Here is a 13,300-nt window from a genome sequence, read left to right as displayed (position 1 = left end):
TACACCATCCTTACTACTCTTTTTTTGATAGCTTAAATCCATTTAATTCATTCATTGCATCTTTAGTTCCACTTTTTATTATTATTTCAACAGCTTTAGAAGAAACTTCTATTACTTCTTTTAAATCCTCAGCTTCTTCCTTGCTAAATTTTCCTAAAACATGAGAAACCAAATCACCAGTTGGTTGTCCTACACCTATCTTAATTCTTGGGAATACATCTGTATTTATATTTGAAATTATGCTTTTGATTCCATTATGACCTCCAGCACTTCCCTTTTCTCTTATTCTAAGCTTTCCAATCTCTAAACTAATATCATCATAAATTATAACTATATCTTCTTCACTTAATTTATAGAAGCTCATAGCTTCCCTAACACTCTCTCCACTTAAATTCATATATGTTGTTGGCTTTAAGAGTATAACCTTCTCCCCACCTATAAAACCTTCTCCAATTACACCTTTAAATTTTACCCTAGTAACATCTATATTATACTTACTTGAAATGTAATCTATAGTTTCAAATCCAATGTTATGCCTAGTCCCATCATATTTTTCCCCTGGATTACCAAGGCCTACAACTAAAAACATTGCTCTTTCCTCCTAATGTATATTTGCATATTTATTATTATACTATTTTTTTACAATAAAGAAAGTACTTTAAAAAAATAGCAACTACCCCGTTGCCATTTTTTTTATATCATCTAATTGTATTTGTAATTCTACTAATTTTCCTGCTCTCAAAACTTTACAATTAAGTATATCATTATTACTCTTTTCATCTAATATTCTATATACTTCATTAATTTCATTTATGCTATACCCATCTATTTCTAATATTATATCTGTAGGTCTTAATCCTGCTCTATATGCAGAACTATCTTTCCTTATTCTTGCAACATACATTCCAATAACATTATTAAGACTTTTATCCTCAATAAATCCACCTTCAGTAATACCTAAAATATCTTTTATCTTATTGCTTGAGCTTTCCATATCTTTTAAAAGAGTAAAATCAGCTATATAATACATGTCTTTTCTATCTACTTGCTTATTCAACTTTTCACTAGCTAATCCTATTAGCTCTCCATTCAAGTTGCATATAAGACCACCTGTATTTATCTCTGTAATAGGAGTATTTAATTCAATTAAATTATACTCATTTTTATTTACCTTTAAGCTTCTATTTCTTGAAGTTATAATTCCCGGTATAATGTTATCTATATAGTCACTTCCAGTAGAATTACTTATTAAAGCTATTCTCTGACCAACTCCACTATTTTCCTTTGATGCAAACTTAATAGGTTTTAAGCTTCCATTATACGCTATTTGTATTATAGCTATATCAATATCCTCATTAGATACTATAATATTCGCCTTTATTGGTTCTACACCTATTCCAGGAACTTTAACATAAATATCCTTCATATCTTTAACCTTAGAATAACTAGTTGCTATTCTTCCATTTGATTCAACTATTACTCCTGTAGCATTCCCCTCAATATATCTATTTTCAGATAGATAATTTTTATCTGAAGCTATGGTTACTAAGGATTCTTTAACATCATTAATTAGTGTTGTATAATCGAATATTATATCGTTACTGTCCTTTAGTGCTTTATCTAAATTACTATATTTTAAATCAACTAATATCATAGAAAATAAAGCTCCAAATAAGCCAGCTATTAAAAACACACTAATACTTTTAAAGAATAAAATTATATTATATTTAGTTCTTTTTCTTTTAAACCGTATGGAGGGAAAATTATTATCATATAAATCTTCATTTCTATTCATATTGTCATTTCCTTTCATACTTATTACCTCTTAAATACTTAAATTTATTTTTCTTCTCTCTTTAGAGTAAAAGTAAACTTAACTCCCTTACCTGGAATATTATTAACCCATATATCTTGATTATGTTGAGTTAATATAAGTCTTACTATAGATAAACCTAGTCCTGTACTAATTTTATTTGTCCTTGATTTATCAGTTTTATAAAATCTTTCCCAAATCTTATTTATATCTTCTTTTGGAATATTCGGTCCATTATTAAAAATGCTTACAAAAACACTGTCACCCTTAGCATATGTCTCAATCTGGATTCTTCCATCATATTCTCTTCCATATTTAATTGCATTTTCTAAAAGATTCGTAACAACTTGAATAATTCTATCTCTATCTCCAAGACAGTATTCATGGTTATTATTGAATATAACATCTACTTTAATGTTCTTTTGTTCTATTTTGCCTTCTAAATTTAAAGTACAAAGTGTTATTATCTCATTTATATCCATCCTAATCATATTAAGCTTAAACTTTCCTGATTCCATTGATGATATATCTAATAAATCTGTAACTAGCCTTGAAAGTCTACTTACTTCATCATTAACTATTTTTAAATAATAGTTTTCCTTATCTTTTGGAATTACCCCATCTAAAATTCCAGTAATAAATCCTTTAATTGAAGTAATTGGAGATCTAATTTCATGTGATACATTTGATATAAACTCTCTTCTTACATTCTCTACCTTTTCTAGCGACTCTGCCATTATATTAAAGGACTCCGCAAGATCCCCTATCTCATCCTGAGAATCTATGTAAACTCTTTTTTCAACTTCACCCTTCGCTAACTTTTTAGCTACATTATTAATTTCAGATAAAGGTTTAATTAATATCTTTTTAGCAAAATAATATGATGCTATGCTTGACAATACAACTGCACCTAAAACCAAAAGCCAAATAATAGTATGTAAATTCGATGTATTCACAGCTTTAGAATTCTCTAATAGTATAACTACTCCATTAAAATTATTATCAGTAATTAAAGGCTTATAATAAGCTATACTTTTATTATTATCTTCTCTTACAAAACTACTTTCTAGTATTTCCCCTAATTTCAATGATTTCATATCATCACTCGAAATATCTAGCTTCGAATACTTTAAATAATCTAACTTTTCATCTGAAACTGCATAAACATATCCTTGACTATCTAGAATTATAGAATCCATATCAACTGATACTTTAATAATCTTCATGCTATTTTTTAAGTCTTCATATCCTACTTCATTATTCTTATTTAAAAACTCTGATGTAGCTTCTTCTATGATTTCTATATATCTACTTACTCTCTCGGACTCCTGAATAGAATACTCTCTTTCTATCCAAGTCGTTAAAACCATACCAACTAAAATAAGAACTCCTGCAGTAATAGAAGAAAAGGTAATTAATAGCTTAAATATTAAGCCTTTCTTCCTCATTTACTTCACCTCAAACTTATATCCTACTCCCCAAACTGTCTCAATTTGCCAATTTTCTCCACCATTAACTTTTTCTCTTAATCTCTTAATATGTACATCAACAGTTCTTGAATCTCCTGGATAATCATATCCCCAAACTTCACAAAGTAATTGTTCTCTAGTAAAAACTTTATTTTTATTACTTGCTAAATAGTGAAGTAATTCAAATTCCTTTGGTGGCATCTTTATTTCTTCATCCTTATATATAACGTTATATGAAGCTGAATCTACTACTAGGTCTGAGAATGTTATTATTTCAGTATCTTTCTCATCATAGTTATATCTTCTCATAACAGCTTTAACTCTTGCTAATAGTTCTTTAGGCTCGAAAGGTTTTACTATATAGTCATCAGCACCTATTTCTAGCGCTAATACTTTATCAAAAGTATCCCCCTTAGCTGTAAGCATAATTACTGGTATTTCATTATTTTTTCTAATCCATTTTAAAACTTCTATTCCATCCATACCTGGAAGCATTATATCAAGCAATACTATATCTGGTTTATAATCTATAAAAAGATTGCAAGCATCTTTTCCATTGTGACATCTTCTAGTATCGTAACCTGCACTTATTAAGTACATATTTATAACTTCGCATATATTTTCATCGTCATCTACAATTAATATCTTTCCTAACTTATTATCCACATTAACACCATCCTTATTTTTATTATAATTCATTTAAAAGTAATATGAGTGCTTTTACATTAATTATAAATAATAATTAATATTTGTAACATATTCTTAACTATTTTTACCTTTTTTATAATTAATAAGCCTCTAAAAAGTTTGTGCTTTTTAGAGGCTCTTTATCCTAATATGTATTATACTTCAAATAATTTGCTTATTGGTTCATCATCATATATTCTCTTAATTGCCTCTGCAAATAAAGGTGCTACTGATAATGCTTTAAACTTAACTAAATCATCTTTTTCTGGTAACTTTATAGTATTTAACATAACTAATTCTTCTATTGCTGAATTATTTATTCTTTCAAAAGCTGGTCCTGATAAAACTCCATGAGTACAACATGCATAAACATGTGTAGCTCCTAAGTCCTTAAGAGCATTTGCAGCATTTGCAATAGTTCCTGCTGTATCTATCATATCATCTATTAAGATACATCTCTTACCTTTTACTTCACCAATTATATTCATTATTTCTGAAACATTAGCTTTAGGTCTTCTCTTATCAATAATTGCTATTGGAGCATGTAATCTATCAGCAAATTTTCTAGCTCTTGTAACACTACCTAAATCTGGTGATACTACTACAACATCATCCTTATCATCAAATCCTTTATCAAGGAAGTATTGGCTTAATATTGGTGATCCTAATAAATGATCTACAGGTATATTAAAGTACCCTTGAATTTGTGCTGCATGTAAGTCCATAGTTAATACTCTATGTGCACCTGATGCTGTTAAAAGATCTGCTACTAACTTTGCAGTAATTGGATCTCTTGATTTAGCCTTTCTATCTTGTCTTGCATATCCATAATATGGCATAACAACTGTTATTCTTCCTGCTGAAGCTCTCTTAAAGGCATCTATCATTATTAATAGTTCCATAAGGTTATTATTTACAGGTGAGCTCGTTGATTGTACTATGAAAACATCTGCTCCTCTTACTGTTTCTCCTATATCAACTGATATTTCTCCATCACTAAAAGTAGAAACTTTAGCCTTACCTAGTGGCAATCCTAAAATATCAGCAATTTCTTTTGCTAATTCTGGATGTGAATTTCCAGTAAATATCTTTATATTTTTTCCATGGGTTATCATTATATGAGGACCTCCTTAATATTTTTGGCTCTTTTGTTAGTTACTTTTATTTTTTCTTAGTAAGTTTTCTCTTACTGACCCAACCTTCAATGTTTCTTTGTCTAGCTCTTGCAACTGCAAGTTCGCCTTCTTTTACATCATTTACAATTGTTGAACCTGCTGCAATATAAGTATTATCTTCTACCTTTACTGGTGAAACTAAATTAGTGTTACATCCAATAAAGCTGTTATTTCCTATAATTGTTGTATGCTTATCTTTTCCATCATAATTAACTACTACTGTTCCGCATCCAAAATTACAGTTTTCTCCTACCTTCGCATCACCTATATAAGTTAGGTGAGATACCTTAGTATTATCTCCTATAGTTGATTTTTTAATTTCTACAAAATCTCCTATCCTTGCATTATTTCCAATAACAGATTCAGGTCTTATATAAGCAAATGGTCCAACAGTAGTTCCTTCGCCAATTTTACTATCTATTATAACTGAAGATTGAATTTCTACATTATTTAAAATAACACTATTTGATATACGTGAATTAGGATATAAAATAACTTCTTCACCTATTTTAGTATTACCTTCAATGACATTACCTGGATATATAATAGTATCCCTACCGATTTCTACATCATCACCTATATAAGTTGACTTTGGATCTATTATTGTAACTCCATTTTCCATATGTTTTAAATTTATTCTATTTCTTAATATTTCTTCTGCCTCAGCAAGTTGAACTCTAGAATTTACTCCTATTGTTTCTTCATAGTCTATCTCTATAGCTCCAACTTTCTTGCCTTCTTCTTTTAAAATTCCAATAACATCTGTTAAATAATATTCACCTTGATTATTATCATTAGATAATTTCTCAAGGGAATTTAATAAACTTTCTATATCAAAGCAGTAAATAGCTGCATTCATTTCATTTATTTTTAATTCTTCTTCATTACAGTCTTTATGTTCAACTATTTTTATTACTTCGTCTCCATCTCTAACAACTCGACCATATCCTGTTGGATCTTCAACTATTGAAGTTAATAAAGTTGCTGCATTCTTACCTTCAACGTGTAAATCAAATAATTTTTCTACTGTTTCTGATTTGATTAAAGGCGCATCTCCTGCAAATACTCCAACTACACCTTTCTTACCTTTCAAGAAATCTATAGCACATTTTACAGCATGACCTGTACCTAATTGCTCTTCTTGTAGTGAATAACTTACATTTCTAGAAGCTGTTTTTTCTCTTACAAGCTCCGCACCCTTACCTATAATAACATTTATATCTTCAATGTTAGCTTTTCTCATTGTATCAATAACATGATTAACCATTTCTTTACCAGAAACCTTATGTAAAACTTTAGGTAAGTCTGATTTTATTCTTTTACCTTGGCCTGCTGCTAATATTAATGAACATTTATACATAAAAACACACCTCACTATTAAATGCTAAGGACAAACTCATTACTTTTTAAAAAAACGTTCGTAAACATCTCATTCTATTATATTGTATTAAAGATAGTATTTCAACCTTATTTATCCTCTATATAGCTCTTGAATATTTAATTAAAGCATTACATACAAAAAAAAGGACTGCCTCACAAAACTTTATAATTGTGAAACAATTCCTATTCTTAATAATCATTTGTCTATTTAGCGTGTTGCAAAAATATTTTTATTATAATTTTGCAACACACTACTTTTTCTTACATTATTCAACAACTGTTTCTGATTCATCTTCAACCTTAGCTTTTTCATAAGCTTCTAAGATTGATGTTTGAATTTTTTCTCTAGTGTCTGTGTTTATAGGATGTGCTATATCCTTAAACTCTCCATCTGGTGTCTTTCTGCTTGGCATTGCTATAAATAATCCATTTTGCCCTTCGATTACTTTAATGTCATGAACTACAAACTCATTGTCAAATGTAACAGAAACTATAGCTTTCATTTTTCCATCTGAAGCTATTTTTCTAATTCTTACATCAGTTATTGTCATTGCACTACACCTCCGTTGCTATGATAGATATTAAATTCTATAAAATTTGTAAAAATCCTCTTAAAATTTTAAAATTTAAAAAATTTTTTTAATTTTTTAATAAATTTAGCAACTTTTTTGTAGTTTTATAGATTAATCTTATCCAAATATTATATCTGAAGGTTTAACTTCTAAATTTTTCGACTCTCCAAGATGTCTAAGTTCTACAATTGAAATATAATCTTCTACTCTTTTTTGAGCTACGCTTACATTATCAACTAGTACTCCAATACCTATAAGTTCACTTTCAAACTCTTTTAATAAATCCTTTATTCCTTGAGCTGTTCCACCACCTCTTAAGAAATCATCTATAAATATGCACTTACTTCTTGCCTTCATAGATTTCTTAGATAATGACATCTGTTGTATTCTTCCGCTAGTACCTGAAACATAGTTAATAGTAACAGTAGAACCTTCTGTAACTTTATTATCTCTTCTTATAATAACTAGAGGAATACCTAAGTTTCTTGCTACTTCATAAGCAAGAGGAATTCCCTTCGTTTCTACTGTAACCACATAATCTACTTCTTTACTATAAAAAATAGATGATAATATAACTCCAGCCTTGCTTATTATTTGTGGGTTATACATCAAATCAGTCATATAAATAAAATTCCCTGGTACTATTCTACTTTCATCTTTTAGCATTTCGCATAAGTCTTCAGCGAATTTTCTTCTGTTTTCATTTTCTATCCCCGGAATATACTTAATTCCACCTGCCGCTCCTGCAATTGTTTCAACCTTGCCCATTTCAAGCTTCTCTAAAATTTCTCTAATAATCACTATGTCTTCACTTATAGTTGACTTAGCAGCATTTAATAAATCTGAGAATCTATTAAGACCAATTACCTTGTTAGGATTTTCAGTTAATATCTTTGTAATGGCAACAACCCTACTATTTCTACTTAATTTTTCCAAAATAAACCACCTACACCTGTAAAATTTTCCGAATTATTCTTTAATTTAATCGTACTAATATTCATATTTTATTCTATATTTTTCTCAATATCAATAGATTTTAATCATTTACAAAGCAAATAAGCCATAATATAAATTTTTATTATAGAATTTTTCATAAAATTTGCCTAAAATCTTTAATATATAACTTTTTAATGTGTTCATTTTCTTAAATTTGTATATAATTATAAGGTGAAAGCTATTTGAAATAAATTGCCATATTGTTTGCAATAATAAAGGAGTTGATATTTTGTTATTCGATCTTAATAGAGATATAAATAAAAAAGTCCACTTTATAGGAATCGGTGGAATAAGCATGAGTGGTCTTGCAGCACTTTTACTTACTAAAGGTTTTAAAGTATCAGGCTCTGACTCTAAGGAATCAGAATTAACTGATAAACTAAAAGCTGAAGGTGCTGAAATTTACATAGGTCACAATAGAGAAAATCTTAAAAATGTTGACTTAGTAGTTTATACAGCTGCTATACCTTCAGATAATCCTGAAATAGTTGAAGCTAAAGATAAGAATATTCCTCTAGTAGATAGAGCTGAGTTCTTAGGATTAATCATGAAGGGACATAAATTTAATGTTGCTGTAGCTGGTACTCACGGGAAAACTACTTGTACTTCAATGTTATCTCATGTAACTTTAAAAGCGGATTTAGACCCTACTATCTTAGTAGGTGGAGAATTAGATGTTATTGATGGTAACTTTAAAATAGGTGATAGTGAATACTTCTTAACTGAGGCATGTGAATATAAGGAATCATTCTTAAAGTTTTATCCATATATAGGTATTATATTAAATATTGATGCTGATCACTTAGATTATTATAGAGATTTAAATCACATAAAAGAGACTTTCGAAAAATTCTCTAATATAATTCCTGAAGACGGATATTTAATTGGCTACTGTGAAGATGATAATGTAAAAGAAGTTTTAGATAAAGCTAAATGTAATGTTATCAGATACGGAATTAATGAAGGTGATATTAGAGCTACTAATATCAGATTTGATAATAAAGGTTGTGCTACATTTACTGTAAATAAGGACAACAAAGACTTATTTGAAGTAACTTTAAGTACAACTGGTAAGCATAATGTATTAAATGCCTTATCAACTATAGCTGTTGGCTTAATATTTAACCTTCCATACGAATCTATCATTGAAGGATTAAAAGAATGTAAGGGTGCTCATAAGAGATTTGAATATAAGGGTGAATTTAATGGAGCTACTATTATAGATGATTATGCTCATCATCCAGTTGAAATAAAAGCTACATTAGATACTGCTAAGTTAATACCTAATAACAAAATCTACGCAGTATTCCAACCTCATACTTACACTAGAACAAAAACTTTATTTGATGACTTCACTACTTGCTTTAATGAAGCAGATGAACTGCTACTTATGGACATCTATGCAGCAAGAGAAAAGGATACAGGACTTGTTTCATCTGATGAACTAGGAGATGCAATTAGAGCAACTGGCCTTAAGTGTATAAATGTTCATAGTCATGAAGAGGCTGCATCTTACTTAAAATCTAAAGTAGAAAAAGACGATATTGTTTTAACTGTAGGTGCGGGAGACGTAGTTAAAGTAGCAGATATCATTTTAAAGAATTAAAGAATGAAAAAATTAAAAAATGAAAGAATGCTTATAAAAAAATCTTTACAGATTTTTTATAAGATTATCTTTAGAGTAAAGGAGGTTTTGCATAGCAAAACCTCCTTCCTTCATTCTTTCATTCCTTCATTTTTTCATTTTTCATTTTAAATGCTTCGCATTTAAAAAATATTATTTAAATTTCCTTTATCTTTTCTTTAAACTAAGTTATATTTAAATTACAAAATAAAACATATATAGAGGTGTGATGTTATGGATTTATCAACAAAAATTAAAGTTGCTGCTGATTTCATTCTAGAAAAGTCTAAATATAAACCTGAAATCGGTTTAATTTTAGGTTCTGGTCTTGGCTCTTTAGCTGATTCTATAGAAGAACCTGAATTTTTCCCTTATGAAGAATTACCTCACTTCCCTGTATCTACTGTAGAAGGTCATGTAGGAAGATTAGTTATAGGTAAGCTTAATGGAAAAACTGTAATAGCAATGCAAGGAAGATTCCACTTTTATGAAGGATATCCTTTAAGTGAAGTTACTTTTCCAGTAAGAGTTATGAAGCTTCTTGGAGTAGAAAAGCTAATAGTAACTAATGCTGCTGGAGCTGTAAATACAAGCTTTAAACCAGGAGACTTAATGATAATAAATGATCAAATTAACTTCTCCGGAGATAATCCACTAATAGGAGCAAACCTTAAGGAATTCGGTCCAAGATTCCCTGATATGTCTAGTGCTTATACTCCTGAACTTATTAAGAAGGCAGAAGATGTAGCAAAAGAATTAAACATCGATATAAAGAAAGGTGTTTATATGATGTTTAGTGGTCCTACATATGAAACTCCTGCTGAAATAAGAATGTCTAGAGTTCTTGGAGCTGATGCTGTTGGAATGTCTACAGTTCCTGAAGTTATAATAGCTGCTCACTCTGGAATGAAGGTTCTTGGTATTTCATGCTTAACTAATATGGCTGCTGGAATACTAGATCAACCATTAAATCATGAAGAAGTAGTTGAGACTTCAAATATGGTAAAAGAAAAGTTCACTTCATTAATGAATAAAATAATCGAAGTAATATAGGTGCTATCGCACAATGAAAAATGAAGAATGTATAATGAAGAATTAATGAAAAAACTCCTTTCGGAGTTTTAAAAAATAAAAGTTGAGCCGTCTTTAGGACAGCTCAATTTTTTTATTTAATTATTGTTATGTCTTTAGTTACTGAGTTTAGTACTTCACATCCATCTTTAGTTACTAATACTAAGTCTTCTATTCTAACTCCAATATCGTCTTTTAGGTATATTCCTGGTTCTATAGAGAATACCATTCCTTCTTTTACTTCTTCATTGTTAGTTGAGCTTACATCTCCAAAGTCGTGATCTTCTATTCCTATGCTATGACCAGTTCTATGAGTAAAGTATTCTCCATAACCTGCATTTTCTATATAATCTCTAGCAGCCTTATCTATTTCTGAGAACTTAACTCCTTCTTTTACTTTTCTTATAGCACTTAAGTTAGCTTCTTTAACTATATTATAAATACTTGCATGTCTTTTACTTGGCTCTTCTCCAAAGAATACAGTTCTTGTCATATCTGAGCAATATGAGTTATAAACCCCACCAATATCAATTACAATACTATGCCCCTTCTTTATTGGAGTTTTATCTGAATGATGATGAGGATCAGCTCCATTAGGGCTAACAGCCACTATTGGAGGGAATGAAAACTCATTTACTCCATGACTTTCATAAATTTCAGTTAAAAGACTTGCATAATATTTTTCAGTCTTTCCTTCTTTTAAGTTATTCCAAAGTTCTAGCATAACTTTGTCATTAATTTCTGATGACTTCTTCATTAAAGCTATTTCTTCAGCATCTTTAATCATTCTTAATCTATCAATAATAGGGGAACCATTAACAAAAGCCTTTGCTCCCTTATTTTCCATAAGTCTAATTAAGAAATGTGCTGGCCAATTTTTATCCACAGCTATAGCTTCTTCCTTCTCCACAACTGTGCATAATATTTGTATTGGATCCTCTATATCTGTGTACCAAATTAAGTCTACTCCTAAGTCCTCGTAAACTGGGAATAACTTACTAACAATAAGCTTATGATTTCCTTTAGTATTTAAGTATAAAGCAACTAATCTTTCTCCCGGTGAAAACCACTTACCAGTTAAATAAAATATAGCTGATGGTGATGACACTAGCATTTGACTTAATCCCTGCTTTTCCATTTCTCTTAATACATTATTAACTCTATCTATCTTCATTTTATCACCTCTATTTAATTATATAAGTATATAATTTATAAGTAATATTATACATTTTATTAAGTTATATTTAAAATATTTAAGGTAATAAGTTTCCTAAAAACTTAAAAATCACTGCTTCCAATTTATATTATTTTACTTAAATAATAGTTATTACTTTTATAAACCTACAAATATGTTAATTCTTAATTGAGCCATATGTATAATAACTTATTAATAAAATACTATGAATATTATATTAGTTATTCACAAACCTTCCTTTCTTTATCCTAATACTTTTCTTTAAGAAAAGAAATAAAAATTTAATAAAAGTTACCACTTATATATATTTATATGAGTAAATACTAGTGCTATAATTAATTATATTTATTAAGGAGGATTGCTTATGAAAATAGCTGCCATATCAGATATACACGGAAATATTTACGCACTAATGAAGGTTTTAGAGGATATAGATGATGAAAGAGTTGATTTAGTAGTTTGTCTTGGAGACTTAGTTGGATATGGTCCTCATCCAAATGAAGTAGTAGCACTAATTAAAAGAAGAGAAATACCTTGCATAAAAGGTAATTATGATGCTTCTGTAGTAGATGGAGCTTTCACCTTTATAAGAGACACTTCAATTAACTCCTTTGCATTGCCTTGGGCATCTGAAGAAGTTCGTGCTTCAAATAAATATTACTTATCAGAATTACCAACAGAACTAAACTATGATATTAACGGAGTAAAGATTAAGTTTACTCATGGAAGTCCTAATAGAATAAATGAATATCTTTTTGAAGATAGTAATGAGACTAAAAAAGTTATGGAAAACTTAGAAGAGGATATTTTAGTATGTGCTCATACTCATATTCCATCATATAAGAAATTTGATAATAAAACATTTATAAACGTAGGAAGTGTAGGTAAACCAAAAATAGGTAGACCTAATGCTACTTACTGTATAATAAATATAAATGAAGATAAAAATATAGATGTAAAGTTTAAAGAAATTGAGTATGAATATAAGAGAATAGTTAAAGATGCACAAATGTTAAACTTTCCGCCTCAATTAGTTGCATCTTATGAAAGTGGAACTGAATAATAAATAAGTATATATAATAGTACTATAAACTTTAAAATTAATTTTAATATACTTCTTTTCTAAGCTTAATTGTTTATAACTAACTTTAATAATAAATATCTTCAATAAAAGTTGCAAAGCTTAGTAAATTGATGTAAAATCTTAATAAACTGTATATATTATTACTGTGAAGAGAAGAGTAGCTATTTGGATGTAGTCTTAGCGAATGAGGGATGGTGTGAGCCTCTTACGAAGCCTTTAGTGAAGAACATCTCT

The 13,300-nt window shown here is 29.1% G+C and carries 12 protein-coding genes and 1 other annotated feature (1 of these 13 running past the window's edge); of the genes, 3 read left to right on the top strand and 9 right to left on the bottom strand.

What is annotated here, in order from left to right; all coding sequences use genetic code 11:
• Positions 1–13: 13 nt before the first annotated feature.
• From GPX08_RS04710 to purR, 8 genes are all read right to left on the bottom strand, one after another.
• A complete protein-coding gene (locus GPX08_RS04710; protein ID WP_156625693.1) occupies positions 14–589 on the bottom strand; it encodes an aminoacyl-tRNA hydrolase in 576 nt (191 codons plus the stop codon).
• A gap of 84 nt (positions 590–673) precedes the next feature.
• Complete coding sequence (locus GPX08_RS04705; RefSeq protein WP_156625692.1) at positions 674–1,813, bottom strand: PDZ domain-containing protein; 1,140 nt, start codon at positions 1,811–1,813, stop codon at positions 674–676.
• A gap of 26 nt (positions 1,814–1,839) precedes the next feature.
• Positions 1,840–3,261, bottom strand: coding sequence for a HAMP domain-containing protein (locus tag GPX08_RS04700; protein ID WP_156625691.1), 1,422 nt, complete (start codon positions 3,259–3,261; stop codon positions 1,840–1,842).
• On the bottom strand, positions 3,262–3,948 hold the full coding sequence (locus GPX08_RS04695) for a response regulator (protein WP_156625690.1): 687 nt from the start codon (positions 3,946–3,948) through the stop codon (positions 3,262–3,264). It lies immediately after the preceding gene.
• 176 nt (positions 3,949–4,124) lie between these two features.
• On the bottom strand, positions 4,125–5,084 hold the full coding sequence (locus tag GPX08_RS04690; RefSeq protein ID WP_156625689.1) for a ribose-phosphate diphosphokinase: 960 nt from the start codon (positions 5,082–5,084) through the stop codon (positions 4,125–4,127).
• 46 nt (positions 5,085–5,130) lie between these two features.
• Entirely contained in the window at positions 5,131–6,504 is a 1,374-nt protein-coding gene (gene glmU / locus GPX08_RS04685; RefSeq protein WP_156625688.1) for a bifunctional UDP-N-acetylglucosamine diphosphorylase/glucosamine-1-phosphate N-acetyltransferase GlmU, read from the bottom strand.
• Between the two features lie 286 nt (positions 6,505–6,790).
• Positions 6,791–7,075, bottom strand: coding sequence for a septation regulator SpoVG (gene spoVG, locus GPX08_RS04680; protein ID WP_156625687.1), 285 nt, complete (start codon positions 7,073–7,075; stop codon positions 6,791–6,793).
• A gap of 138 nt (positions 7,076–7,213) precedes the next feature.
• Positions 7,214–8,032 (bottom strand): pur operon repressor, encoded by an 819-nt coding sequence (purR, locus tag GPX08_RS04675; protein WP_156625686.1) that lies wholly within the window; start codon positions 8,030–8,032, stop codon positions 7,214–7,216.
• A 289-nt stretch (positions 8,033–8,321) separates the two neighbouring features.
• Here purR and GPX08_RS04670 point away from each other — a divergent pair, with 289 nt between their 5' ends.
• Together GPX08_RS04670 and GPX08_RS04665 are read left to right on the top strand one after the other, a co-directional pair.
• Positions 8,322–9,698 (top strand): UDP-N-acetylmuramate--L-alanine ligase, encoded by a 1,377-nt coding sequence (locus tag GPX08_RS04670; protein WP_156625685.1) that lies wholly within the window; start codon positions 8,322–8,324, stop codon positions 9,696–9,698.
• 252 nt (positions 9,699–9,950) lie between these two features.
• The gene (locus GPX08_RS04665) at positions 9,951–10,769 is read left to right on the top strand and encodes a purine-nucleoside phosphorylase (protein ID WP_156625684.1); all 819 of its coding nucleotides are present in this window, start codon (positions 9,951–9,953) and stop codon (positions 10,767–10,769) included.
• Between the two features lie 112 nt (positions 10,770–10,881).
• Here the strand turns inward: GPX08_RS04665 and GPX08_RS04660 are convergent, their stop codons facing one another.
• Positions 10,882–11,961 carry a M24 family metallopeptidase gene (locus tag GPX08_RS04660; RefSeq protein WP_156625683.1) on the bottom strand — a complete coding sequence of 360 codons (1,080 nt, stop codon included), beginning with the start codon at positions 11,959–11,961 and terminating at the stop codon, positions 10,882–10,884.
• Positions 11,962–12,346: 385 nt separating this feature from the next.
• Between GPX08_RS04660 and GPX08_RS04655 the strand changes: the two genes are divergently transcribed.
• Complete coding sequence (locus tag GPX08_RS04655; protein ID WP_156625682.1) at positions 12,347–13,045, top strand: YfcE family phosphodiesterase; 699 nt, start codon at positions 12,347–12,349, stop codon at positions 13,043–13,045.
• A gap of 157 nt (positions 13,046–13,202) precedes the next feature.
• Positions 13,203–13,300, top strand: a binding site (T-box leader) (it continues 153 nt past the right edge of the window).

Origin of the sequence: Clostridium tertium, assembly GCF_902652255.1 — a bacterium.
Lineage (GTDB): Bacteria > Bacillota > Clostridia > Clostridiales > Clostridiaceae > Clostridium > Clostridium tertium_A.
The sequence above is the reverse complement of the archived record's forward strand: the minus strand, read 5'-3'. Positions and strand labels throughout refer to the sequence as shown.

Coding starts and splice junctions, on each gene's coding strand:
- GPX08_RS04710 (WP_156625693.1), bottom strand. CDS start 589: ATGTTTTTAGTTGTAGGCCTTGGTAATCCAGGGGAAAAATATGATGGG.
- GPX08_RS04705 (WP_156625692.1), bottom strand. CDS start 1,813: ATGAAAGGAAATGACAATATGAATAGAAATGAAGATTTATATGATAAT.
- GPX08_RS04700 (WP_156625691.1), bottom strand. CDS start 3,261: ATGAGGAAGAAAGGCTTAATATTTAAGCTATTAATTACCTTTTCTTCT.
- GPX08_RS04690 (WP_156625689.1), bottom strand. CDS start 5,084: ATGATAACCCATGGAAAAAATATAAAGATATTTACTGGAAATTCACAT.
- glmU (WP_156625688.1), bottom strand. CDS start 6,504: ATGTATAAATGTTCATTAATATTAGCAGCAGGCCAAGGTAAAAGAATA.
- spoVG (WP_156625687.1), bottom strand. CDS start 7,075: ATGACAATAACTGATGTAAGAATTAGAAAAATAGCTTCAGATGGAAAA.
- GPX08_RS04665 (WP_156625684.1), top strand. CDS start 9,951: ATGGATTTATCAACAAAAATTAAAGTTGCTGCTGATTTCATTCTAGAA.
- GPX08_RS04660 (WP_156625683.1), bottom strand. CDS start 11,961: ATGAAGATAGATAGAGTTAATAATGTATTAAGAGAAATGGAAAAGCAG.
- GPX08_RS04655 (WP_156625682.1), top strand. CDS start 12,347: ATGAAAATAGCTGCCATATCAGATATACACGGAAATATTTACGCACTA.